At 44.8% G+C, this 23,810-nt stretch carries 21 protein-coding genes; 6 read left to right on the forward strand and 15 right to left on the reverse strand.

Annotated features, from left to right (window positions below; all coding sequences use genetic code 11):
* Positions 1–20: 20 nt before the first annotated feature.
* The 11 genes from relA to LQ983_RS06650 form a co-directional block, all read right to left on the reverse strand.
* Positions 21–2,249 carry a GTP diphosphokinase gene (gene relA, locus LQ983_RS06600; protein WP_230622090.1) on the reverse strand — a complete coding sequence of 743 codons (2,229 nt, stop codon included), beginning with the start codon at positions 2,247–2,249 and terminating at the stop codon, positions 21–23.
* A 9-nt stretch (positions 2,250–2,258) separates the two neighbouring features.
* Entirely contained in the window at positions 2,259–3,575 is a 1,317-nt protein-coding gene (rlmD, locus tag LQ983_RS06605) for a 23S rRNA (uracil(1939)-C(5))-methyltransferase RlmD (protein WP_230622091.1), read from the reverse strand.
* A gap of 1 nt (position 3,576) precedes the next feature.
* Complete coding sequence (gene recO / locus LQ983_RS06610; protein WP_048750718.1) at positions 3,577–4,290, reverse strand: DNA repair protein RecO; 714 nt, start codon at positions 4,288–4,290, stop codon at positions 3,577–3,579.
* 188 nt (positions 4,291–4,478) lie between these two features.
* On the reverse strand, positions 4,479–5,327 hold the full coding sequence (tsf, locus tag LQ983_RS06615) for a translation elongation factor Ts (protein WP_006719481.1): 849 nt from the start codon (positions 5,325–5,327) through the stop codon (positions 4,479–4,481).
* A gap of 141 nt (positions 5,328–5,468) precedes the next feature.
* On the reverse strand, positions 5,469–6,191 hold the full coding sequence (gene rpsB, locus LQ983_RS06620; RefSeq protein ID WP_048750720.1) for a 30S ribosomal protein S2: 723 nt from the start codon (positions 6,189–6,191) through the stop codon (positions 5,469–5,471).
* 273 nt (positions 6,192–6,464) lie between these two features.
* Positions 6,465–8,276 (reverse strand): monovalent cation:proton antiporter-2 (CPA2) family protein, encoded by a 1,812-nt coding sequence (locus tag LQ983_RS06625; RefSeq protein WP_230622092.1) that lies wholly within the window; start codon positions 8,274–8,276, stop codon positions 6,465–6,467.
* Between the two features lie 198 nt (positions 8,277–8,474).
* A complete protein-coding gene (gene yedF, locus LQ983_RS06630; RefSeq protein ID WP_006719477.1) occupies positions 8,475–8,744 on the reverse strand; it encodes a sulfurtransferase-like selenium metabolism protein YedF in 270 nt (89 codons plus the stop codon).
* Positions 8,745–8,795: 51 nt separating this feature from the next.
* On the reverse strand, positions 8,796–10,007 hold the full coding sequence (gene yedE, locus LQ983_RS06635) for a selenium metabolism membrane protein YedE/FdhT (protein WP_230622093.1): 1,212 nt from the start codon (positions 10,005–10,007) through the stop codon (positions 8,796–8,798).
* A 218-nt stretch (positions 10,008–10,225) separates the two neighbouring features.
* Positions 10,226–11,068 carry a patatin family protein gene (locus LQ983_RS06640; RefSeq protein WP_230622625.1) on the reverse strand — a complete coding sequence of 281 codons (843 nt, stop codon included), beginning with the start codon at positions 11,066–11,068 and terminating at the stop codon, positions 10,226–10,228.
* Positions 11,068–11,955, reverse strand: a complete 888-nt coding sequence (locus LQ983_RS06645; RefSeq protein ID WP_230622094.1) for a folate-binding protein YgfZ — start codon at positions 11,953–11,955, stop codon at positions 11,068–11,070. Before LQ983_RS06645 ends, LQ983_RS06640 begins: the two co-directional genes overlap by 1 nt.
* Positions 11,956–11,983: 28 nt before the next feature.
* Positions 11,984–12,847, reverse strand: a complete 864-nt coding sequence (locus LQ983_RS06650; RefSeq protein WP_230622095.1) for a YicC/YloC family endoribonuclease — start codon at positions 12,845–12,847, stop codon at positions 11,984–11,986.
* A gap of 118 nt (positions 12,848–12,965) precedes the next feature.
* Between LQ983_RS06650 and rph the strand changes: the two genes are divergently transcribed.
* From rph to dusC, 4 genes are all read left to right on the forward strand, one after another.
* Positions 12,966–13,682, forward strand: coding sequence for a ribonuclease PH (gene rph, locus LQ983_RS06655; RefSeq protein WP_230622096.1), 717 nt, complete (start codon positions 12,966–12,968; stop codon positions 13,680–13,682).
* Positions 13,683–13,692: 10 nt separating this feature from the next.
* A complete protein-coding gene (gene pyrE, locus LQ983_RS06660) occupies positions 13,693–14,337 on the forward strand; it encodes an orotate phosphoribosyltransferase (protein WP_109433038.1) in 645 nt (214 codons plus the stop codon).
* An 83-nt stretch (positions 14,338–14,420) separates the two neighbouring features.
* The gene (djlA, locus tag LQ983_RS06665) at positions 14,421–15,281 is read left to right on the forward strand and encodes a co-chaperone DjlA (RefSeq protein ID WP_006719466.1); all 861 of its coding nucleotides are present in this window, start codon (positions 14,421–14,423) and stop codon (positions 15,279–15,281) included.
* Positions 15,282–15,284: 3 nt separating this feature from the next.
* Positions 15,285–16,223, forward strand: a complete 939-nt coding sequence (gene dusC / locus LQ983_RS06670) for a tRNA dihydrouridine(16) synthase DusC (RefSeq protein WP_230622098.1) — start codon at positions 15,285–15,287, stop codon at positions 16,221–16,223.
* Between the two features lie 111 nt (positions 16,224–16,334).
* Here dusC and LQ983_RS06675 read toward each other — a convergent pair whose 3' ends face one another.
* Positions 16,335–17,411 (reverse strand): ABC transporter ATP-binding protein, encoded by a 1,077-nt coding sequence (locus LQ983_RS06675; protein ID WP_370636647.1) that lies wholly within the window; start codon positions 17,409–17,411, stop codon positions 16,335–16,337.
* Complete coding sequence (locus LQ983_RS06680; protein ID WP_230622101.1) at positions 17,411–18,931, reverse strand: iron ABC transporter permease; 1,521 nt, start codon at positions 18,929–18,931, stop codon at positions 17,411–17,413. The genes LQ983_RS06675 and LQ983_RS06680 overlap by 1 nt, the downstream gene beginning before the upstream one ends.
* A 279-nt stretch (positions 18,932–19,210) precedes the next feature.
* Here LQ983_RS06680 and LQ983_RS06685 point away from each other — a divergent pair, with 279 nt between their 5' ends.
* On the forward strand, positions 19,211–20,476 hold the full coding sequence (locus LQ983_RS06685) for an AAA family ATPase (protein ID WP_230622102.1): 1,266 nt from the start codon (positions 19,211–19,213) through the stop codon (positions 20,474–20,476).
* On the forward strand, positions 20,470–21,045 hold the full coding sequence (locus LQ983_RS06690) for a DUF4276 family protein (protein ID WP_230622103.1): 576 nt from the start codon (positions 20,470–20,472) through the stop codon (positions 21,043–21,045). The genes LQ983_RS06685 and LQ983_RS06690 overlap by 7 nt, the downstream gene beginning before the upstream one ends.
* Positions 21,046–21,217: 172 nt before the next feature.
* Here LQ983_RS06690 and LQ983_RS06695 read toward each other — a convergent pair whose 3' ends face one another.
* Positions 21,218–22,216 (reverse strand): iron ABC transporter substrate-binding protein, encoded by a 999-nt coding sequence (locus tag LQ983_RS06695; RefSeq protein WP_230622104.1) that lies wholly within the window; start codon positions 22,214–22,216, stop codon positions 21,218–21,220.
* A gap of 223 nt (positions 22,217–22,439) precedes the next feature.
* Positions 22,440–23,807 (reverse strand): adenylosuccinate lyase, encoded by a 1,368-nt coding sequence (gene purB, locus LQ983_RS06700; protein WP_230622106.1) that lies wholly within the window; start codon positions 23,805–23,807, stop codon positions 22,440–22,442.
* Between the last annotated feature and the right edge of the window lie 3 nt (positions 23,808–23,810).

Here is a 23,810-nt window from a genome sequence, read left to right on the forward strand (position 1 = left end):
TTTTCCTTTGTTTATTGTTATTAGAGGCGTTTAGCTTCAATGACATCATCCAGTTTTTCCAAACGGGATAGAATCTTACTCAACATTTCCACGTTGTTCAGCTCAATTTGCATGTCGATGTTTGCCACTTGGCGTTTTGTATCCGTACGGGAAGACACGCCGAGTACACTGATTTTGTCATTTGCCAGCACGGTGGTGATATCGCGTAATAAACCGTTACGATCTGACGCCACAATGCGAATGTTGAGATGGAAGCCGTTAGAATAATTATCGCCCCAACGGGATTCGACTACACGTTCCGGGTGAGCGCTTTGCAGCTCAAGGAATTGCTCGCAATCACAACGGTGAATGGAAATGCCACGCCCCATGGTGATGTAACCCACAATGCTGTCGCCCGGAATCGGTTGGCAACAACGTGCAATATGGTGCATCAAGTTTCCAACGCCTTCGACGATAACGCAATCTTTGCGTTCCGTTTTTTGTTGGGCATTAGCCGCACTTTTGGTGCTGACGTGACGCAAGATTTCTTCATCCACTTCCTGCGCAGAAATTTTAATGAATTTGTTTTGCAGGAAGTTGATTAACGGTCCGATACGAATATCACCACCGCCGATGCCTGCATATAAATCGTCGAGGTTTTTCAGGTTATAACGCGGCAAGGCTTGTTGTTCCACTTGTTTTAAGCTGATGCCCAGGCGGTTAATTTCGCTTTCCAACAATTCTTTGCCGGCCGGAATATTTTTATCACGATCCTGTTTTTTGAACCACGCGTGTATTTTTGCACGGGCTTTTGCCGTGTGGGTAAAGCCGAGGTTCGGATTCAGCCAGTCACGACTTGGGTTCGGGTTTTTCTGAGTGATAATGTCTACCTGATCGCCCATTTGGAGCTGATAGGTGAACGGCACAATGCGTCCGCCCACTTTGGCGCCGATACAACGATGGCCGATTTCACTGTGAATAGCGTAGGCAAAATCGAGTGGTGTTGAGCCTGTTGGTAAATCCACGACTTCGCCTTTCGGTGTAAAGACATACACGCGATCATCGAACACTTGGCTGCGTAATTCCGCCATGACTTCGCCGGAATCGGTAATATCGTCTTGCCACGCCAAGAGTTTGCGTAGCCAGGCGATTTTTTCTTCGTAACCGGAACGGCCAGCGCTGGCGCCTTCTTTGTATTTCCAGTGCGCCGCAACACCAAGTTCGGCATCATCGTGCATTTGTTGGGTACGAATTTGTACCTCGATCGGTTTGCCACCTTTACCCAACACTACGGTGTGAATAGATTGGTAGCCGTTCGGTTTTGGATTGGCAACATAATCGTCGAATTCTTTTGGCAGATGTTTGAAGTGGGTGTGTACAATGCCAAGTGCGGTGTAACAATCTTGCAATTTTTGCACGACGATGCGCACCGCGCGGACGTCATATAAGCCACTGAATTCTAAGTGTTTTTTCTGCATTTTTCGCCAAATGCTGTAAATGTGTTTCGGGCGACCGTACACTTCGACTTGTGGGATATTTTCTTGTAAATAACCGGAAAGCTCGGAGACAAAATCGGCGATGTATTGTTCGCGGTCAAGACGACGTTCTTTTAATAATTTGGCGATGGCGCGATATTGTTCCGGGTGCAGATAACGGAAACAGTAATCTTCCAGTTCCCATTTGAGCTGTCCGATGCCTAAGCGGTTGGCAAGCGGGGCGTAAATATTGGCACATTCTTTAGCGGCGAGGACACGTTCTTCTTCCGTGTAATTTTTTTCGGCATCACGCAAAAAGGCGATACGCTCCGCTAATTTGATAATCACACAGCGGAAATCATCCACCATGGCGAGCAACATACGGCGCACGTTATCCACCTGCAAGCTGCTGGCAGAATGGGTGATGTTGAGTTGGCGGATATTATCCATTTCGATAACACCGCGTACCAGTTTGCTGATATTAGCACCGAAATCTTCTTCAATTTGGGCTAAATCCACCAGTTGATCGCGGACAATAGGGAAGAGCATGGCGGTGAACAAGCTATCGGCATCCATGTTTAAGCTGTTGAGGATTTCCACCATTTCCACGCCGAACGTCAGCAAATGGGCTTCTTCCTGCTGATGCTCGGCACGCAAGGTCATTTTCTGTTGCGAATAATGCCATGCCGTCATTAAGTTGGCTTTGACATTTTCCGCTACATTCAAGTTAGCGCACCATTTTTCAATCTCAAAATCTTTAGGATTTAATAAATGAGATTCTCTCACAGCGACCATAACGAATCCTTATCTTTTTCGAAATAAACTTATAGACTCCAAATGACCGGTTTGCGGGAACATATCGATCATAGCCACTTTATCTAATTGGTAGCTTGCGTCAAGCAAGATTTCCGTATCTCGCACGAGCGTCGCAGGATTGCAAGAAACATACAGGATGCTTTCAGCCTGTAACTGACAGAGCGCATTTAAAGCAAATGCCGCACCTGTGCGTGGTGGGTCGAGCAAGATTTTATTGAACGATTGCCGTGCCCACGGTTGACTGATAAAGGATTTATCCAAATCAGTCCGGTAAAATTGGACATTATGACAACCGTTTCGTTCGGCATTGGCGCGGGCTTTTTCTACCATCGCAGAAACGCCTTCAATGCCTACCGCACTTTTTACTTTTCGACTCAGCGGTAAGGTGAAGTTACCCATACCACAGAATAAATCTAACACATGATCTTGTGGATTAAGCTCCAACCAGTCTAATGCCGTTGCGATCATTTGACGGTTTAATTCTGTATTAATTTGAATGAAATCGCGAATATCAAATTGCAAGGTGATGTCATCGCCCAAACGGTAATAAGGCTGTTCGCCATACCAATGTTCAATGCTGTCATGTTCTTGTACAAATAACATGAGTTGCTGTTGTTCGGCAAACCGTAATAATAAAGTGCGGTCGGTTTCACCAATGTTTTTTATATGGCGTAATAACATAGCGATGCCATTGTCTGCCGCAACCAGTTCAATATGCCCTAGCTGTTGTGGCATTGACCATTGCGCGAAAAGTGCGGTCAGTTTGGGCAATAAATCATTCAGGGGCTGTTCCAGCACCAAGCAATGTTCAATCGGAATAATTTGCTGTGAATTTTTACGTCGTAAGCCGATATTCAGTTTACGATTTTTACTGTCAAACAATACGCTTAAACGTACCCGACGACGGTAATGCCAAGGTTCACCTTGCAATAGCGGCATGAAATGAATGGGTTCCGGCTGTAAACGGGATAGGCGTTGAACCAATGCAGTTTGTTTGGCAGAACGTTGTAATTCAATGGGAATATGTTGATTTTGGCACCCCCCGCATTGTTCAAAATAAACGCATGGCGGTGTTTGGCGCTGAGGACTTGGACGTAAAATACGCTGCGCTACACCTTGACCGTATTGGCGTTTTTCTTCCAATACGCGAACCTCTACGCGTTCCTGCGGCAGCGCGTTTTCAATAAACCAAGTTTTGCCGTTGATTTTAGTCACGCCTAAGCCTTGATAATCCAAATCAAGAATGTGTGCGGTGAAATTTTCGGTCTTTTTCTTTGGTTTGGTGTCGCTGTAAAGTAATGCCATGTTATTTTGAATATAAGCTGTGTTGGGTAAATAATTCTCGGCTTTTCAAGGGCTTGTCGCCTAAATACGGTTTTAATGCAATGCGCGTGAAGCGTTTGGCTGCCGATAATACAGAGGGTTCGTCAAATTGGGTTTGTTCAAAGGCCAATAATTCCCGCCCGTAAAAGGTTAAATTATCTTTGATTAAGGAAGCAATAAAGCCTTTTTCTTCGCGGTAACGATAGGTCATGTCCGCTTCCACGGCTTTGCCGGAGCCTGCACAATGAGTGAAATCAATGCCATAGCCTAAGGTGCGCAATAATTGAAATTCAAAGGTGCGTAGCGCAGGTTCTACATTGGTTTGTGATACGGCTAAGTGCGTTAAACACTGCAAATAGTGTTGGAACAATTGCGGATAGGCTGTTTCCGGTTCCAATACGCGGCAAATGAGTTCGTTTAAATAAAAGCCACTGTATAAGGCGACATTTTGTAAGGGTAAGGCAATGGCAGCAGGTTCTGCTTTGGTGAGTATTTTCAGATCGCCGCGACCGCTCCAACGTAGCAGTAGAGGCGTAAAGGGTTGTAACACGCCTTTTAGCATAGAGCGCTTTGCCCGTGCGCCTTTTGCCAATACGCTGATACGCCCGAAATCTTCGGTCAGTAAATCTACCAATAAGCTGGTTTCGCTGTAAGATTTGCGATGTAGTACGAAACCGCGTTGCCAATTTTCGATGATGTCGCCCTTTCGTCGATAAAAAACTGGCGTTTATTTTAGCAGATTTCCCACCGCACTTTGTGGGATTTTGTAGGCTATTTTAGAAGAAAAGGAAATGGGATATAACAGAATTGCTGCAAGGAGGATTTCGGAACAACAGGCAATAAAAAAGCAGGCTTTGACACCTGCTTTTTTGCTCAAATGTTCAATTAAGCTTTGGACATTGCCGCTACTTCTGCAGCGAAGTCGGTTTCCACTTTCTCGATACCTTCGCCCACTTCTAAGCGGATGAAGTTAGAGATGTCGGCACCTTTTTCTTTTAATAGATCGCCAACAGATTTAGACGGATCCATAACGAATGGTTGGCCAGTCAAAGAAACTTCGCCGGTGAATTTCTTCATGCGACCTTCAACCATTTTTTCTGCGATTTCGCGTGGTTTACCGGATTGCATTGCGATATCCACTTGGATGTTACGCTCATGTTCAACCACTTCAGCCGGAACGTCGCTTGGGTTAACGTAGTCTGGACGGCTTGCTGCAACGTGCATTGCGATGTGTTTTAACAATTCATCGTCTGCGCCTTTACCCGCTACTAATACACCGATTTTCGCGCCGTGTAAGTAAGAACCTACAACATCGCCTTCGATGTAAGCAACACGACGGATGGTCATGTTTTCACCGATTTTCGCCACTAATGCAGCACGTTTTTCTTCAAATTGTGCTTGAAGTTGTTCGATAGTTGCGCCTTTGTTTGCTGCTGCGAAATCAGCTACTTCGTTAGCTAAGCCTAAGAAACCGGCATCTTTTGCTACGAAGTCAGTTTCACAGTTCATTTCAACTAATACGCCGAAACCATTTTGTACGCGAGCAAGGATAACACCTTCAGCTGCAACACGACCTGCTTTTTTCGCCGCTTTTGCTTGACCAGATTTACGCATGTTGTCGATGGCTAATTCGATGTCACCGTTTGCTTCAACTAATGCTTTTTTACATTCCATCATGCCTGCGCCGGTACGTTCACGCAGTTCTTTTACTAATGATGCTGTGATTTCAGCCATTTTAAAATCCTCTGTCGGTTAAAGTGCGGTGGAAAAAGACCACACTTTTAGCTCTAAAAAATACAGGGAGCTATTTAGCCCCCTGCTCATTAATTAATCGTGTGATTAATAAGGGCTTACGCCTTATCGCAATCGCCAGAATTATTCTGCGGCTTGCGCTAATTCTTCAGCAACCGCTGCTTCGTTACCACGACCTTCTTTGATCGCTGCAACAGCAGAAGAAAGATAAAGTTGAATTGCACGTGCTGCGTCATCGTTACCTGGGATAACGAAATCTACGCCGTCCGGGCTAGAGTTAGTATCAACGATAGCAAATACAGGAATACCCAAGTTGTTTGCTTCTTTTACTGCGATATGTTCGTGGTCTGCACCGATCACGAATAATGCATCTGGAAGACCGCCCATCTCTTTGATACCGCCAAGGCTTAATTCAAGTTTTTCCATCTCACGGGTACGCATTAACGCTTCTTTTTTGGTTAATTTGTCGAAAGTGCCGTCTTGAGATTGAGTTTCTAAATCTTTTAAACGTTTGATGGATTGACGAACTGTTTTCCAGTTGGTCAACATACCGCCTAACCAACGGTGGTTTACATAGTATTGTTGACAGTCTAATGCTGCTGCTTGCACTGCATCGGTCGCTGCGCGTTTGGTACCAACGAATAATACTTTACCGTTGTTGCTCGCAATGCGGGTTAACTCAGCTAATGCTGCGTTGAACATTGGAACGGTTTTTTCAAGGTTGATGATATGAACGCCGTTGCGTGGTCCGAAAATGAATGGTTTCATTTTTGGGTTCCAGTAACGAGTTTGGTGACCGAAGTGAACGCCTGCTTGAAGCATATCGCGCATAGAAACTTGTGCCATAATAATTTTCCTTTTGTTTGGGGTTTAGCCTCCACATATCCAGCCAATCGACCGTTTGGCACCCCGATTTAGCCTTTCTGATATGTGTGTGTTTTAGTAAATTGATTAAAAAATAAACGTTACTTTTAAACAGCAAAATAACGGCGTGCTTTATACCATAAAGTGCGGTTGGTTTCCAGCGGATTTTGTCGTGAGAGGCAAATTGGCATGCAAAAACAGGTAAAAAAACGACCGCACTTTAGGGCATAAAGTGCGGTCTGTTTTTGCGATGTTTTATTCCTCTTCTTTTTCTTTTGCTCTCAGAATGATTTCCTGAATATCGGCCGCCATTTTTTGATCGCATTCGCGGGCAATATCACGCATGAGCGGGTTTTGGAATAACCCCATGTTGGGATCATAAACCTGTGACATGAGGGCGACTTCATGGCGATCCGCATCAAAATAATAGTCGCCGATTTCCTTCACCAATTCCGGTTCCATGCCTAATGTTTCCAGTGCGCGTTTACCCGCACGCACGGCGGCATCGAAGGTTTCACGGATAATTTCGTCTGCGCCGGCTTCATGTAAGGCAAAGGTGCTGAAACGGTCGTAAGCACGAGCAATGATTTTAATGTTCGGATTCACTTCACGAGCAAAGTGCACGATGTTTTCTGCTTGTTCTTTATTATTAATGGCGATGACTAACATGTCTGCTTGTTCTAGACCGGCGGCAATCAGAAACTCGCGGCGGGAAGCGTCCCCGAAATAGGATTTAATGCCGTATTCATTGAAGCCTTTGATCATGTTCGGGTTCAAATCAACAATGGTGGTGGCGTAGCCGCTTAAGCGTAATAAGTCATTCACGATTTGACCAAAACGTCCCATGCCGACGATGAGAATCGGATGTTGTTCGTCGATTTTATCGGCAGGTAATTCTTCTGCAGTGGGTTTGGGAGCGAATTTTTCATACAAAACTAACATAATGGGGGTTAACACCATGGACAGTACCACGATTGCGGTCATGTTGGCATTGATGGTTTCATCAATCACTTTTTGGTTGAAGGCTTGAGCAAACAAAACAAAAGCAAATTCTCCGCCTTGAGCCATGAGCAAAGCACGTTCCATGGCCGTTTTGTGCGTGCTTTTCGCTGCGCGGGCAACGAGATAAATACAGATGCCTTTTGTCAGCATTAAGGCGAATACACCGATGCCAATTAGCATCCAGTTTTCAGCCACGACGGTGAGATTTAGTGACATTCCCACCCCGAGGAAAAATAGCCCTAGCAATAAACCACGGAACGGTTCAATGTCTGCTTCCAATTGGTGGCGGAAAGCCGATTCTGACAGCATGACGCCGGCAACAAAAGCGCCCATGGCTTGTGATAAGCCTGCTTCTTCCATCAGTAATGCTGAGCCTAATACCACAAATAAGGCGGCGGCGGTCATCACTTCGCGCGCTTTGGAATCGGCTAAAATACGGAATACCGGATTCAAAATGAAACGTCCAATAAGCACAAGGATGGCTAACGCGACTAAGGCGATTGTGGCGGATTCCCACCAAGAAATGGTGCTTTCGGTTTCGAGTGGGGAAAGGTAGGTCACGATAGCCAGTAACGGCACGATCAGCAAATCTTCAAATAATAAGATCGACACCATTTTTTGCCCCGGGCGGGTAGACAGGCGTTTACGTTCTCCCAACACTTGCATTACGATGGCGGTAGAGGTAAGCACGAACCCGGAAGAACAAATAAAGGCCACTTCCCAAGAAATGCCGAATTGTACGGAAACGAGGGTCATTAACAGAGCGGAGATCACCACTTGTAAACTACCGAGCCCGAAAATTTGTTTGCGTAAGCTCCATAAATGGGACGGTTTCATTTCCAAACCGATCATGAACAGGAACATCACCACGCCAAATTCTGCAATGTGCAAAATGGCGTGAGAATCGGTCACTAATTTCAACCCGAAGGGGCCGATAATTAAGCCGGCGGCTAAATACCCCAGCACTGAACCTAAACCGATACGTTTAAATAATGGCACCGCTACAACAGCCGCACCTAATAACGTGACAACGCGAATTAAATCACCCGCCCCCTGAGCTTCCATCTTGTTCCCCCGAAATAAATGTGTTGTGATGAATCTTAAAAAAAAGCGGCCTATTCTAGCGTTTTTTCGTGTGATGTGTTGAGGAAATGTGCAAATTTTGTGATAGGTTTAGTCAATTTTTTAAAGGACTTATCTCATGCTTTCTTTTGGGAAAAAATAAAGCCCGTATAAAACGGGCTTTTGTTTTTTGAACATTGATTAGCGTTGAATCAAATAGCGTAATTTGGTGCCATCTTGTTCTACGCTTAATAAGGTATAACCATGGTTTTTGGTGTCCACCGGAATGTTGTTGATGGATTGTGCGCAGTCGCTTAACAATTCCAATACTTCCCCTTCTTTGAGCTCAGGCATGCTTTCCAGCATGACGATAGCCGGGTATGGGCAAGGTTCGCCTACGGTGTCGATGGTGTAATCCGGAACGATGTCTTTTGGATCTTTATCTAATTTGTGCACAACGGTAAATGCCATAATGTGTTTTCCTTCTGTGAAATAAAAATAACGTCAAATCAAACCGCACTTTTACGCCTGTGCGAGAGCGGCGATTTTGGCTTTTGCTTTGGCAAGAAAGCGTTTTTCCCACCAGACGACAGCGATTAAGCAGACGATCAATAAACCGTAGTTCACCAATAATCCACCCACCGGACCAAATTCTTTCAGTAAGTTCAGTTTTTCGTAGTCAAGCGCCAATGCCGGTGCCAAATCATCCCAAGCATAGGCGAGATAGGTAGAGCCGATCACGTTGCCGATCCCCACCCACATAAAATGTACTTGGCCTTCCATCGCACGGTACATCCAACCGGTTTCACAACCGCCGGCTAATACAATGCCGAAACCGAACAATAAACCGCCGATAATCGCATTCGGACCTGCCCACATGATTTTTGCCGGAACGCCTAATTGAATGTAGCTGAAGACGCCGATAGTGCCGGCAAGAATGCCGAAAATAATGGCTTTTGCCATGTAAGCGCGACCGGTCACCCAGAGATCACGGAACGCGGAAGTGAAGCAGATTTGCGCACGTTCGATAAGTAAACCGAAAGCTAAACCACACAACATGGCGAAGCCTAATTTGACGGACTGAGTCATCACATAAAAGGAGGCGATGAGGTAAGCGAAGAAAACTACCATACCGATCCAAAAACGGCGTTGTGCTCTTTTCGGATCTGTTTCTTGTAATTTTGCGGCGCCTTTTTTCAATTCCAATTTCACACGGAACATCGGCAATAAAGTGACTTTTACGCCGGCGTAAGTGCCAAGTGCTGTGGCAATGGTGAAAAACCAAGCGTGCACGGAAAATTGTGGGATACCGGTAAATAGCGAGGCAAGGTTACAGCCCATCGCCAAACGTGCGCCGAAGCCGGCAATGGCGCCACCGATTAAGGCTTGTACAATGCGACGTTTATGTGGCTGGTTTCGCCATTTCACGTTGTTTGCCCACAAGGCCGCGGAGATACAACCGGCAAACATGCCTAAGATCATCACGCCATCAACACGGGTGAAAATCGTGCCTTGCATACCCATGATTTTGTAGTAGCTCCAATCGGACACATCAACGCCCAAGGCTTGTAATGCATGGCCACCCCAACGGGTAAACTCGCCGGTAACCGCCCAGTAGGTGCCGGTAACGCCGAAATAATAGGCCGAGATTAAACCGGCAGCGATAACGGCGATGACGGGATTCCAATATTTAATTAAATATTGTTGTTTGAACTGTTGTAAAACTTCGTTCATTTTTAATCCTATTAAAGTGAATGAAAGTATTACAAGGAAGGTATAACAATGAGAAAAGACTCAAAAGAAAGGCTTTGTCATTTCCTATACACAAACTTGCGATATAAATGAAATTACAAATTAGATTTGCGGGCGCTAGTCTAAAGAATTGTTAATATTTCTGCAACAACATTTTGTGCAGAAAATCGGTAAAAGTGCGGTAGATTTTTCCTATGTTTTCACTTGGTCAAATAGGCTTTTAGGGCCGGTAGAATGTCTTGCCCGTCACGCACTCCTAAGTCATACATTGCCTGCACTTTGGCGACGTCTTTTTCAATACGGCGAATAGGCAGAGTGACAGAAGGGCGAATGACAAAGATTTCGCCTTGTTCGTTAAGACGAATGACATCTTCCACTGCACGGTTATAGTCGGCATAGCGATTGGTCAGGCGTTCGACCAGTTTTGGGTAACGGCGATAAAAAGCATTAAAAATCAGCGGATTGGTCGGCGTTTTGCGGTAATCCAATGGGCGGGTGAGAATGACGATGATTTTGTCGTAGCCCAACTGTTGACAGAAACGCAACGGAATACTGTCCGCAATGCCGCCGTCTAAATATTTTTTGCCGTTGATTTCTACCATTTTGGACACGAAAGGCATGGCGGAGGTGGCACGCAGGGTTTCCATTTGCTCAAAGGCATCGTAGATTTTCACATATTCCGCTTCGCCGCTTTCCACGTTGGTTAACACCGTGTAGAAGTCGATGCCGGAACGGGCGAATGCTTCTTGATCGAATACGTCCAATTCAAAAGGCAATTGATAGAAGGCAAAGTCTTTGTTGACGATATTGCCCGTGGTGAACAGGCTGTGCCAACCCATGTAGCGTTTGTCATTGAGGTATTTTTTGTTGTAACGCAACACGCGGCCACGTTGTTTGGAAGGTAAATTTACGCCGAACAGCGCTCCGGCAGACACACTAACGATGCCGTCAATGTGAATCTGTTCATCCAAGAAGACATCCAACACGCCGGCGGTGAACATCCCGCGCATGGCGCCACCTTCTAATACCAATCCGACTTTCATCAACTTAACTCATAAGGCAAGGGTTGCATGTCGAGCAAGGTTTGGCTGTTCGGCAAGCGGAATGCCTGACCTTCTTCCAACGGCGTATTTAACACGGCCTGCAACCATAAAACGCCGTGAAAATTGACCGCACTTGTGATGGTACCCGTGGCGCGCCAATTGTCACCAAGTGCCATTTCCAATGCAGAACCGATGTCCGGCAGACTTTGTGTTTGTGCTGCGAAAATAAATAAAGCGCGTTTATTGGCACCACGATATTTGGCGCGCGCCACGGTTTCCTGCCCGATGTAACACCCCTTGTGGAAGGAAATCGCCTGTTCGACACTTTGTAGGTTTAACGCTTGCGGAATAAATTCTAGTTGAGTCGCTGCCGCTAAACCAGGCACGCCATCTTGAATATCCAATAAATCCCAAGCCTCTGCTTCAACAGTAGGTTCGAGGGCTAAGCGGGTCGGGTTGAGTAAAATCACCCGCGGTTGTTGCCCATTTACATCAATGCGAATTTGCGCAGAAAATTGACCGCACTTTTCGATGCCTTTTGTGCCGGCTGCGCCGAGAATTTGCCAATCTAACGAAGTAAAAGTGACTTTGGAAAACACCGCATATTTTTTCAGTTGATCTAGCGCCGATGGCAATAACGCACTTTTTAACAGCATATAAAAGGTCTGTTCATCTTGACGAATTAAACGGAACAGCGAGCTCATTTTGCCTTTCGGATCGCAATGGGCGGTAAGAGTGGATTCACCGGCTGCCAATTTGGTCACATCGCAAGTGAGTTGCCCCTGCAAATATTTTTCCGCCTCTGTGCCTTCAATTTGAATCAGCGAGTAGTGCGTTAACGGGCAAATAATGTCATCTTGTTGTGCCGTTAAAAGGGAATAGGCCATCGTACTTTCCTTAAAAAATATCAATCAATTACTCAAGATTTTGAATTTGTTCGCGCATTTGCTCAATTAACACTTTTAGCTCAATAGCGGAATTAGTCACATCAACATTGATGGACTTGGATGCCAAAGTATTGGATTCGCGGTTGAGCTCTTGCATCATGAAATCCAACTTGCGTCCCACCGCACCGCCTTTGCGCAGAATGTTTTGCGTTTCTTTGACGTGTAATTGCAAACGATCTAATTCTTCTGCCACATCAATGCGTTGTGCCAACATAATCAGCTCTTGTTCTAAACGTTGTGGATCCGGTTGCAGTTGGACTTCTTCAAAGCGTTGCAACATGCGCTCGCGTTGCCATTGTAAAATCTCCGGCATTTTGGACCGCACTTTTTGCTGTTCTTCATTGATGGCTTCAAGGCGTTGTGTCAGTAACGTGTGGATTTTTTCCCCTTCGCGTTGGCGCATAGCGATAAATTCCTCGACCACTTGGTCAAACGCCGCCAATAAATCTTGGCTGATTAAATCTACATCCTGTTCCGGCACTTCCACTACACCCGGGTAGCGTAATACATCGGTTAAATTGAGTTCACCTTCGCCCGCTTGCTGTTTTAGCCATTGTAAAGATTGCAATACTTGCGTGGCGAGTTCTTGGTTAATGTGTAATTCTGTCGCGGCTTGCTTTTTGTTATCAATACGCAGGGTACATTCGATTTTGCCACGAGTGAGTTTTTGACGCAGGGTTTCGCGTAAGGTGTTTTCCAAGCTGCGGAATTGTTCCGGCAGGCGGAAAAAGGTTTCTAAATAACGTTGATTGACCGAACGGATTTCCCAAACTGCGTTTCCCCAGTCTTTTTTGATTTCCAAACTGGCGAATGCCGTCATGCTATAAATCATAATAATTCCTTCATTTTTAGGCGCTAAAATTTGCGTGCTATTGTACTGCCAAATTTCGTTTCTGTCAGTTTGCGTGCTAAAATGGCGCGATTTTTTATTGCTTAACGAGGAATTTTTCATGCGTCCGAATCAACGTGCCAACAACCAAACCCGCCCGATTAAAATCACCCGTCATTACACCAAACACGCGGAAGGTTCCGTGCTGGTGGAGTTTGGCGATACCAAAGTGTTGTGTACTGCCACCGTAGAAGACGGCGTGCCGCGCTTTTTAAAAGGACTGGGACAAGGTTGGGTCACCGCGGAATACGGCATGTTGCCACGTTCCACCCACAGCCGTATGCAACGTGAAGCGGCAAAAGGCAAACAAGGCGGCCGTACTTTGGAAATTCAACGTTTAATCGCCCGTTCTTTGCGCGCTATGGTGGATTTGGAAGCCCTCGGCGAACGTTGTATTACATTGGACTGTGATGTGATCCAAGCGGACGGCAGCACTCGCACCGCTTCCATTACCGGCGCTTGCGTGGCGTTATGTGATGCATTGAACGGTTTAGTGGCAAACGGCACATTGAGCAAAAATCCGTTAAAAGGCTTGGTGGCGGCGATTTCTGTCGGCATCGTAAACGGCGACGCAGTATGCGATTTGGAATATGTAGAAGATTCTGCCGCAGAAACGGACATGAATGTGGTCATGATGGAAGATGGGCGCATGATTGAAGTACAAGGTACCGCAGAAGGCGAACCGTTTAGCCACGAGGAATTATTAACCTTATTAGATCTCGCCAAACAAGGTTGTGAGGTCATTTTCCAAACCCAACGTGCAGCGTTAGCAGAATAAGGATAGGAAGATGGAAAACTATAAACAACAGTTTATTGAATTCGCCCTTGCCCGTCAGGTTTTAAAATTTGGTGAGTTCACCTTGAAATCCGGCCGTGTGAGCCCTTATTTCTTTAACGCCGGTTTATTTAACCAAGGCGCCGATCTTGCCCGTTTAGGTGAATTTTATGCGGCAGCCTTACAAGATGCCGGTTTGCAATACGACATGATTTTTGGCCCTGCATATAAAGGCATTCCCATTGCCACTGCGGTATCCATTGCGTTATTCAACCGCTTTGACATCAATAAACCGGTATGCTTTAACCGCAAAGAAACCAAAGATCACGGCGAAGGTGGCAATTTAATCGGCAGTCCGTTGCGTGGCAAGGTGTTGTTAGTGGACGATGTGATCACTGCCGGTACGGCAATTCGTGAATCCATGCAAATTATTCAAGCTAATGAAGCGCAATTAAGCGCGGTATTGATTGCCTTGAATCGTCAAGAACGTGGCAATGGCGAGCTGTCTGCTATTCAAGAAGTCGAGCGCGATTACCAATGCGACGTGTTATCTATCATTGATTTTGCCGATTTGATGGCGTTCATTGAAACTCAACCGGAATACCAACAATATTTACCGGCAATGCGCGCTTATCGTGAGCAATACGGCATTAAATAAAGCGAAAGTGCGGTTGTTTTTCCACGCGTTTTTCAATTTGCTGAGAAAAGCCACCGCACTTTTTTGACCCTAACGGAGCGACAATGAATTTTATTGGGAAATTTTTAGGTGCCTTAATCGGCTTTCGATTGGGCGGTTTTTTTGGCATGTTGGCGGGAGTGTTTCTCGGTCATCTTGCAGACAAAAAACTGTATGAACTGGGCACAGTCAATTCTTCTTTCTTCAAAACGAAAACCACCCGTCAACTGTTGTTTATGCAAACCACCTTTGCGGTGTTGGGACATTTAAGCAAAGCCAAAGGACGCGTGACGGAGAATGACATTCTGTTAGCGACCCATTTAATGGATCAAATGCAACTGGACGATGCCGGTCGTCGTTTAGCGCAAGAGGCATTTAACCGTGGCAAACAGACAGATTTCCCGATTCGTCAGGTGATTCGTGAATTTCGTCTTGGTTGCGGACAACGTGCGGATTTATTGCGGGCATTTTTATCCGTGCAAATTCAAGCCGCCTTTTCTGACGATCATTTACATGACAATGAAAAAGACGTGCTGTTTATTGTTGCCGAAGAACTGGGCTTATCCCGCGTTCAATTTGAGCAAATGTTGGCAATGGAAATGGCGGCGCGTCATTTTGCACGCGGCGGTTTCTATCAACAAGGCGGCTACTACGAGCAACATTCCGGCTCCCAAGGCGGCTATCAACAGCAATCGCAATCTTCTTCCGGCCCGACCTTAAACGATGCTTATCAAGTGCTTGGTGTCAGCGCGACAGACGATCAGCCCACAGTGAAACGTGCCTATCGTCGTTTAATGAATGAAAATCATCCGGATAAATTAGTGGCAAAAGGGTTGCCACCGGAAATGATGGAAATGGCGAAAGAGAAAACCCAGCAAATTCAAGCCGCATACGACTTGATTTGCAAAGCCAAAGGCTGGAAATAACCTTTGCGCGTCATTTTAGCCCCGATGCAGGGCGTGCTTGATCCTCTCGTGCGTCAATTATTAACGGAAGTGAACGATTACGATTTGTGCATTTCCGAATTTGTCCGCGTGGTGGATCAACGCCTCCCACCGAAAGTCTTTTATCGTCTTTGCCCTGAATTACTCCAACAGGGCTACACGCCAAGCGGTACGCCGGTACGTGTGCAATTGCTCGGTCAACATCCTCAATGGCTGGCGGAAAATGCCGAACTTGCCATTCAATTAGGTTCCCACGGCGTTGATTTAAATTGTGGCTGCCCGTCGAAAACCGTCAACGGCAGCAACGGCGGCGCGTCTTTGTTAAAACAACCGGAACTTATTTACCAAGCCACCAAAGCCATTCGTCAAGCCGTCCCACCAGAACAGGTAGTGAGTGTCAAAGTGCGCTTAGGCTGGGATTCCACCGACTTTGCTTACGACATTGCTGACGCGGTGCAACAAGGTGGTGCGACAGAAATTGCGATTCACGGCCGCACCAAAGCGGATGGTTATCGCGCTGATCGTATCAACTGGCAAAAAATTGGTGAAATCCGGCAAAAACTCCATATTCCTGTGATCGCTAATGGCGAAATTTGGCGTTGGGAAGATGGGCAACGATGCTTAGAAATGACCGGCTGTGAAGATTTAATGGTTGGTCGTGGGGCGCTTAATATGCCTAATTTAAGCCGTGTGCTAAAACATAACGATGCGCCGTTAAGCTGGTCTGAAATCCTGCCGATTTTGCGCAAATACGCCACATTAGAAAATTGCCACGACAGCGGTTTTTACCACGTGGCACGCATTAAGCAATGGCTACAGTATTTAAAATACGAATATGAAGAAGCCACCGCGTTGTTCGAGGTGGTGAAACGGTGCCATGATGGAGATGAATTAAGAGCGTTATTGGAAGCGTACTTGGGCTAGCTTCCTGTTTGAAAAATAACTGAAAAATGAACTGCACTTTTTAACTCATATGCTCATGAATAGCGCTTTTTTTACCTACAACGTAAATTGTAAGCGCCATAAAGCCAACGCTTATTCCCCATAAAACAAGCCCGTGCCATATAAATACACCTCAACCTTATCTCCCACATACAACTCAATTCCGTGGTGTTCCTCTAATTCAATTTCGAAGCCATTTATTTCAATTTGAATCGCCGTAATTTTGCCTTTGAATTCCACGTGGCGGACGATGGCGTTAAAAAGTGCGGTCGAATTTTGCGGTGTTTTTGACAAACAGAATTGTTCCGGACGGAGAAGTAGCGTGCCGCTTTGTTGCCCTTGGCTTTTGTCTATGATGGCAATGTCACCTAATTGGCAATGCGCCGTTGAAGGTGAATTTAAGGTTGCCGGCAACACAATGCTTTCGCCGATAAAGGTGGCAGTGGAAAGGTGTTTTGGTGACCAATAAAGCGTACGTGGGTTGGCAATTTGTAAGATTTCTCCATTTTGCAACACTGCGATTTTATCGGCATAACGCAAAGCCTCGTCACGATCATGGGTGACGAAAATGGCGGAGGTGCCACTTTGGCGCAGTGCTTGCAACATATCATGACGGATTTGTTGTCGCAGATGTTCATCTAAGGCGCTAAAAGGTTCGTCTAATAAAATCAGTTCAGGATTTGGCGCAATGGCGCGTGCCAAGGCGACACGTTGTTGTTGCCCACCGGAAAGTTGGTGTGGAAAACGGTCGGCGAGCGCACAAATGCCGGTGAGCGCCATTACTTCGTCAATGCGTTGTCGTTCTTCAGGGGAGCGACCTTTGCCATCGCCCAACCCGTAAGCAATATTGCGATACACATTCAAGTGTGGAAATAACACGCCTTCCTGCACCACATAACCTAGCCGACGCTGTTGCGGTGGAATATTGCAATTTGAGCCAAAAATCAACCGCTCTTTTAGGTAAATTTCACCGTTATCAGGTTGTTCAAAACCGGCAATAGCACGTAGCAAAGTCGTTTTCCCACAACCGGAAGCACCGAGTAAAAACAAGATTTCGCCACTGTGCAATTCAAGGGAAATATCACGTAGCACATGCGTCTGCCCGAAATGTTTATTGAGGCAGTGGATTTGGAGGAGTGGTATTGTTTGCATGGAAGTTTGTATTGTCATTATTTAAACGCATATTTTTTCAATAAAAACACCGGAATGCCGGAAAATAGCATGAGCATTATGGCATAAGGTGTGGCGGCTGCATATTGGGCATCGCTAGTGTATTCCCAAACGGCGATGGATAAGGTTTTGATGTCGTTTGGGGTGAGCAATAAGGTGGCGGTGAGCTCTTTCATCAGGTTTAAAAACACCAACGCAAAGGCACCGGTAATGCCCGGTAACATGGCGGGAATGGTGAGCGTACGGAAAATATAAAAATGACTACGCCCAAGGCTTTGCCCTACTTTTTCGACGTTATCGGAGATTTGTTCCAAGGAGCTACGCAACGTGGTTTGTGCCAAGGGTAAATACAACATGAAATAGGCGACCACGACCATGAGGAAGGTTTGGTAGAAAGAATAGGCGTAGTTAATAGTGAAATACACCAAGGACAAGGCAATTACCAAACCTGGCATCGCATGCAATAAATATGGCAGGCGGTCAATCCACACAGTGAGGCGGCTACGATAACGCACAGCACTCCAAACCAGTGGCAGCGCGCAAAGTACGGTGAGTCCCGCGCCTAAACCGGAAACCAACAAAGAATTGCTGAAGGCTTCGAAAAAGGCGGAAAAATCCACCGCACTTTCAATAGACGTGCCCACAAACATCCAGTGAATCAACATAATGAGTGGTACACCGATGCTGAGGATAAAAATTGTGAGGAAAAAAATAACAGCCAAGAGTTGCTTGCCGGCGGGTAAATTTTTCACCGGATAAGGGCGAGTCACGCCTTTGCCGCTGTTATACAGGATTTGTTGTCCACGAAAGAAAATTTCGCCGAACACGATCAAGGCACAAATAACCATTAACACCGCCGACAGTAACGCCGCCGTATTGTTATTAAAGGCCATTTCATACTCTTGGAAAATAGCCGTGGTGAAGGTTTGATAATTCAAAATAGACACGGCACCGAATTCCACCAATGTATGTAACGCTATGAGTAAAATACTGCTGCCGATAGCCGGTTTTAACTGGGGGAATATGGCATACCAAAAGGTATCGCGACGGCTTTTACCGAGAGAAAGACTGACTTCCTCCAATGACCGATCCAGCCGTTTTAACGTGGCGGCAACAGGCAAATAGGCAAGCGGAAAATAGCTTAAGGTCATAATGCCAATCGTGCCCCAAAAGCCCTCGACGCTAAAAGTGAGACTAATCCAGGTGAAACAGCTGACAAAGGCAGGAATACAAAGCGGCAAGGTCATTGCTACTTGAAAAAAGGGTTTACCCCAAAAGCGATAGCGTTCCAATAAAAAGGCGCAAACTGTGCCGAGAATGATGGAAAATGTCGTCACACACACCATCAGCAATAACGTGTTGCTCAACAGCTCCCACATACGCGGCCGCCAAAGCAATTCAATACTGCGCACCCAACCCACATCAACCGCCCGAACCACCACATAGAGAAACGGTAGAATCAACGGCAAGCTGATAAGAATAATCAAGGCGGTCAGCCAAAACGGAGGATTACGGTTCAAGGGCTTGTCCTTTTTAGTATTGGGTTAAAATTAATGGCTCGGGTGAAGGGGGGATTTTATGATAAGGGAGGATAATAAAACAACTGAATGTTACGTTCCAATTCCGTATCAACAACTCTGACCACCATATACAAAAACAATAGAGTTGGTAGCATTCAGATAAGTATAGTGAAAACAATAAGATAGTTTATTTATTCTCACAAAGAAAAGGTTGTCATCCTATGAAATGCTCGGTATGCTTCAGAGCACTTTCTGTTGATAAATTCAAGAGGATTAAAAATGAAAATTAACTATTTGGAAATTAAAGGATTTAAAAGTATCCACAATGTAGAGCTAAAAGATGTTTCTTCTTTTATGGTTTTAGCGGGGGCAAATGGTTCGGGTAAAAGCAATTTTGTCGATGCCTTGGCATTTTTATCAAAAGTGATTGATATGGGAGTGAGCAAGGCAGTATCTGAGTTTGGTGGTATAGAAAATTTAATTGGCCCAAAACATAATAGTGGAAACATTAGCTACAAAATAAAATTTGAGATTGAAGAGCAAGTATATGAATATGAAATAGATATTCTTCTAAGTAAATCATCGTTACTCCCCTCATTGCCTACAGTGCCTGTGTCGGTGAAACATGAATATTTGAAAATTTTTAAAAATGGAGAAACTATTTTTGACAGTAGTGAGGAAGCTCGAAAGTTAGAATTAAAGAAAAAAGAAGGAAATGAAAATAAGTTTGCAGAATATCTATCCTCAATTTTATTAGGGATAACTGGTGGAACTGTTTTGGGGGCATTAAAAAATAGTGATGAAATGAGTAAGGAAATCGCTAAAGGTGCAATGACGGGTATTATTCTTAAATTTTTAAATGATAATAAAAATTCATTAGATACCAGCATATTGCACCAAAATAATTCATTTAATTTACTTAAAGATGTAAAGATATTTCGTATAGATCCGTTTAAAATCAAAGATCTTCGCAATAATGCCAATAACCCTGAAAAGCTAAATACAGACGGTAGCAATATTGCTGCAGTGTTAGAACATCTTGAGGATAACGAAGAATTACGCGAGCAAATCATTGAATGGATGAGCGTGATTGTCCCCGAAATGCAGGAACTCTCTGTGCAACCGCAAAAAATTGATGACTCAAAAGGGTTATTTTTCGAGGAAGACAGCGGTAATCGTTTCCCCGCTCATATGGTTTCGGACGGCACAATTTATGCCTTATGTTTGTTGGTTGCCGTTTTAACGCGTGTAAAACAGCCTGGCATTACGATCATTGAAGAACCTGAACGGGGCTTGCATCCGAAAGCTATCAGCGAACTAATTAGCTTTATTCGCGAACATGTAAGTCCCTTCCATCCTATTATTCTGACAACTCATAGTGAATCGGTAGTGCGTAGCCTGGAATTGGAAGAGTTATATTTTGTCAGTAAATCTCAAGGCAAAACCCAAATTAAAGATGTTCGGAAGTCGGGTGTCGATAAAAACAAAATTCCGTTAGATACAGCTTGGCTGACTAATCTGCTGGGGGGAGGATTGCCATGGTAAAAGTTGGATTTATTGTTGAAGGGTCATGCGAAAAGATTATTATCGAATCAGAGGCATTTAAGAACTTTTTACACAGGAATGGTTTTGAGTTGGTTGAGCCTGTTATTGATGCCAAGGGCGGCAGTAATTTATTGCCCCAGCATATTGAACCCTTTATCAGTGCGTTGGAAACGCAGGGGGCAAAAAAATTGTATATTTTGACGGATTCTGAAGGAGCGCATGTTGAGGAAGTTAAGGAAAGAATTCGTCATGAGAAAATTACCAAAAGTTTTATTGCAGTTAAAGCGATTGAAGCATGGTTTCTGGCAGATATCGAAGCTATGAGAAGATTTTTACAACTTGAAGATTTCACGGGAGAAGATTACCCAGAGGAAACTCCAAAATTACCTTGGGAGAGAATTAAAGAAATTGTCGAAGAAACCAGATCTGTTAAAGGACGAGGAAAAAACAAAGTTGTCTTTGCAAAGAGAATGATTACACATTGGGGATTTTCAATTGAAAATGCTGCACAGCATCCAAACTGTCCGAGTGCAAAAAATTTTGTTGAATATTTTCAATTAAATCAATAAATTCCTATTTGTATAACTAGTTTCCTAACGTGTTTTTCTTTTGCTTATTATATCTGAATACAAAAAAGCCACCCGAAAAACGTGTCAAAAAACGACCGCACTTTCAGGTGGCTTTTTATATTTTTAACTGTACCCACGGTATTTCACGTTGAGAGATACTGTGGTGATACGATTATTTCAATCCCGCTTGCTCAATTAATTTATTGGCTTTTTCTTTGTCTTGCGCAGTTGTTGCAGTGACTTCAGGGGCTTCTAATTTTGCGTAAGGTTCCATGTTGAATGGGGAAACTACGTCAGCGCGCAATGGGTATTCTGCGCGGGCAGCTACAAGCGCTTCTTGGCCTTTTTTGCTGGCTAAGAATTCGACGAATTTTTTCGCTTCTTCTTTATTTTTGGAGCCTTTTAACACAGCAGCACCGGAGTAGGTGACTAATGCGCCCGGATCTTGGTGGCGAATGAAATACAAACGAGAGTTTAATTTATCTTCGCCTTTTTCTTTTGCTAAGGCATACCAATAATAGTTGTTAATCAACGCAGCCGGCACTTCGCCATTTTCAACGGCTTGTAATGCCACGCTGTTTTTCGCATAGAGTTTGCCATTTTCTTTCAAGCCTTTTAACCAGTCTAAAGCCGCTTGTTCGCTTTTTAGTTTGGTGATGGCTACAACTTGTTCTAAGAACGCACCGGAAGTTGGCACATAACCGATTTTATCTTTCCATTTCGGCGTGGCGTAATCTAACACGGATTTTTCCATGTCTTTTTCGGAGAGTTTATTTTTGTCATAAACCACCACACGGGAACGACCGCTTAAGGCAATCCAGTCTTTTTTCGGGGCTACCGGTACGCCTTTATATTGAGTTTGTTTAATGATGTCTGCAGAGAGGGGTTCAAGTAGATCTGCGTCGGATAATCCAACAAAGGAGGCGACTTGTTCGGTATAGAATACATCAGCCGGGGTTTTGTCGCCTTCTTCTTTTAACTGACCGGCAAGCTGTTCGCTTTTGGCGCTGTTTAAGGTCACTTTGATGCCGGTTTCTTGGGTAAAGGCTTCGGTGACGGCTTTGGCCGCTTCTTTGTGTTGACCGTTATACACGGTAATGTCAGCGAAAGTGGCGCTAGAGAATGCCAATGCTGCGGTAAGTGTTGCTAGTTTTAATGCGTTAAGTTTCATAAATGCTCCTTTTAAAAGATGTTTATTCAAATAGATTTTGCCTAAATGGCAAATTTGAACTTTGTCTATTCTAGGGTGATGAGTTTATAAATGCAAATTATTCTCAATATTTAGATTTGATCATGAGACTGGAAAGTGCGGTCGTTTTTTTTCGTGAATTTTGGACCGAGAAAAGCGTAAAAAGAAAAACGGTCGTATTTGATACGACCGTTTTTTAATGATGTTACAGTTTTTCCACTAACTGTACTGCCGCGCCGATATAGCTTGCCGGTGTAAGTTGTTGCAAGCGTGCTTTTTCTTCTGCCGGAATGTCTAATTTCTCAATGAAATCAAACATCGCTTTGGCATCGACGCGTTTGCCGCGGGTGAGTTCTTTCAGTTTTTCGTACGGTTTTTCAATGCCGTAACGACGCATCACGGTTTGAATCGGTTCGGCGAGCACTTCCCAGTTTTGATCCAATTCTTCACGTAAATGGGCTTCATTCACTTCTAATTTGCTGATGCCTTTTTGGGTCGCCGCATAGGCGATTAAGCAGTAGCCTAAACCCACGCCAAGGTTACGCAACACGGTGGAATCCGTTAAATCGCGCTGCCAGCGGGAAATCGGTAATTTGCTGCCTAGGTGTGCCATTACGGCGTTTGCCAAACCAAGGTTGCCTTCGGAGTTTTCGAAGTCGATTGGGTTGACTTTGTGTGGCATGGTAGAAGAGCCGATTTCACCGGCGATGGTGCGTTGTTTGAAGTGATTTAGCGCGATGTAACCCCATAAGTCGCGGTCGAAGTCGATCACAATCGTGTTAAAACGCGCTACGCAATCAAACAATTCGGCGATGTAGTCATGCGGTTCGATTTGGGTCGTGTACGGGTTCCATGTGATTCCTAAAGAAGTCACAAATTCTTCGCTGAAGGTATGCCAATCAATATTTGGGTAAGCGGATAAATGGGCGTTATAGTTGCCCACGGCGCCGTTGATTTTGCCAAGAATATCGATTTGTTGTAACTGTTTGTATTGGCGTCTTAAACGATACACCACGTTGGCCATTTCTTTGCCCACGGTGGTTGGCGATGCCGGTTGACCGTGTGTGCGGGAAAGCAATGGAATGGTTTTATATTGCTCGGCAAGTGCGGTGATTTTTTCGATTAAATTTTGCCACTCCGGCAACAAGACTTCTTCGCGTGCGGTTTTTAACATTAATGCGTGGGAAAGGTTGTTGATGTCTTCGGAGGTACAGGCGAAGTGAATAAATTCGCTGATTGCCGCTAATTCAGGCAATGCCGCGCTTTTTTCTTTAAGGAAATATTCCACCGCTTTTACATCGTGGTTAGTGGTTTTTTCGATTTCTTTAATGCGCTCGGCATCTTCAATAGCAAAATTAGCGACAATTTGGTTAAGGTAATCGTTTGCTTCTTTTGACAAAGAAGGAACTTCGGTGATTTGTGCGGTCGCTGCCAATTTTTGTAACCAACGAACTTCCACCGTAACGCGGAATTTTAATAAACCGAATTCGCTGAAAATATGACGTAAACGGGCGGTTTTGTCTTGATAACGACCATCAATCGGGGAAAGTGCGGTTAGCGCGCTAAGTTGCATAGA

The sequence above is a fragment of the Aggregatibacter sp. Marseille-P9115 genome, from assembly GCF_920939465.1.
GTDB classification, from domain to species: Bacteria; Pseudomonadota; Gammaproteobacteria; order Enterobacterales; family Pasteurellaceae; genus Aggregatibacter; species Aggregatibacter segnis_B.

Excerpts from the sequence above, each read along its gene's own strand:
- djlA (WP_006719466.1), top strand. The coding sequence starts at position 14,421 with ATGAATTTTATTGGGAAATTTTTAGGTGCCTTAATCGGCTTTCGATTG.
- purB (WP_230622106.1), bottom strand. The coding sequence starts at position 23,807 with ATGCAACTTAGCGCGCTAACCGCACTTTCCCCGATTGATGGTCGTTAT.
- LQ983_RS06650 (WP_230622095.1), bottom strand. The coding sequence starts at position 12,847 with ATGATTTATAGCATGACGGCATTCGCCAGTTTGGAAATCAAAAAAGAC.
- LQ983_RS06640 (WP_230622625.1), bottom strand. The coding sequence starts at position 11,068 with ATGAAAGTCGGATTGGTATTAGAAGGTGGCGCCATGCGCGGGATGTTC.
- LQ983_RS06690 (WP_230622103.1), top strand. The coding sequence starts at position 20,470 with ATGGTAAAAGTTGGATTTATTGTTGAAGGGTCATGCGAAAAGATTATT.
- yedF (WP_006719477.1), bottom strand. The coding sequence starts at position 8,744 with ATGGCATTTACCGTTGTGCACAAATTAGATAAAGATCCAAAAGACATC.
- LQ983_RS06675 (WP_370636647.1), bottom strand. The coding sequence starts at position 17,411 with ATGACAATACAAACTTCCATGCAAACAATACCACTCCTCCAAATCCAC.
- LQ983_RS06695 (WP_230622104.1), bottom strand. The coding sequence starts at position 22,216 with ATGAAACTTAACGCATTAAAACTAGCAACACTTACCGCAGCATTGGCA.
- rlmD (WP_230622091.1), bottom strand. The coding sequence starts at position 3,575 with ATGGCATTACTTTACAGCGACACCAAACCAAAGAAAAAGACCGAAAAT.
- rph (WP_230622096.1), top strand. The coding sequence starts at position 12,966 with ATGCGTCCGAATCAACGTGCCAACAACCAAACCCGCCCGATTAAAATC.
- yedE (WP_230622093.1), bottom strand. The coding sequence starts at position 10,007 with ATGAACGAAGTTTTACAACAGTTCAAACAACAATATTTAATTAAATAT.
- rpsB (WP_048750720.1), bottom strand. The coding sequence starts at position 6,191 with ATGGCACAAGTTTCTATGCGCGATATGCTTCAAGCAGGCGTTCACTTC.
- LQ983_RS06645 (WP_230622094.1), bottom strand. The coding sequence starts at position 11,955 with ATGGCCTATTCCCTTTTAACGGCACAACAAGATGACATTATTTGCCCG.
- LQ983_RS06625 (WP_230622092.1), bottom strand. The coding sequence starts at position 8,276 with ATGGAAGCTCAGGGGGCGGGTGATTTAATTCGCGTTGTCACGTTATTA.
- pyrE (WP_109433038.1), top strand. The coding sequence starts at position 13,693 with ATGGAAAACTATAAACAACAGTTTATTGAATTCGCCCTTGCCCGTCAG.
- LQ983_RS06685 (WP_230622102.1), top strand. The coding sequence starts at position 19,211 with ATGAAAATTAACTATTTGGAAATTAAAGGATTTAAAAGTATCCACAAT.
- tsf (WP_006719481.1), bottom strand. The coding sequence starts at position 5,327 with ATGGCTGAAATCACAGCATCATTAGTAAAAGAACTGCGTGAACGTACC.
- relA (WP_230622090.1), bottom strand. The coding sequence starts at position 2,249 with ATGGTCGCTGTGAGAGAATCTCATTTATTAAATCCTAAAGATTTTGAG.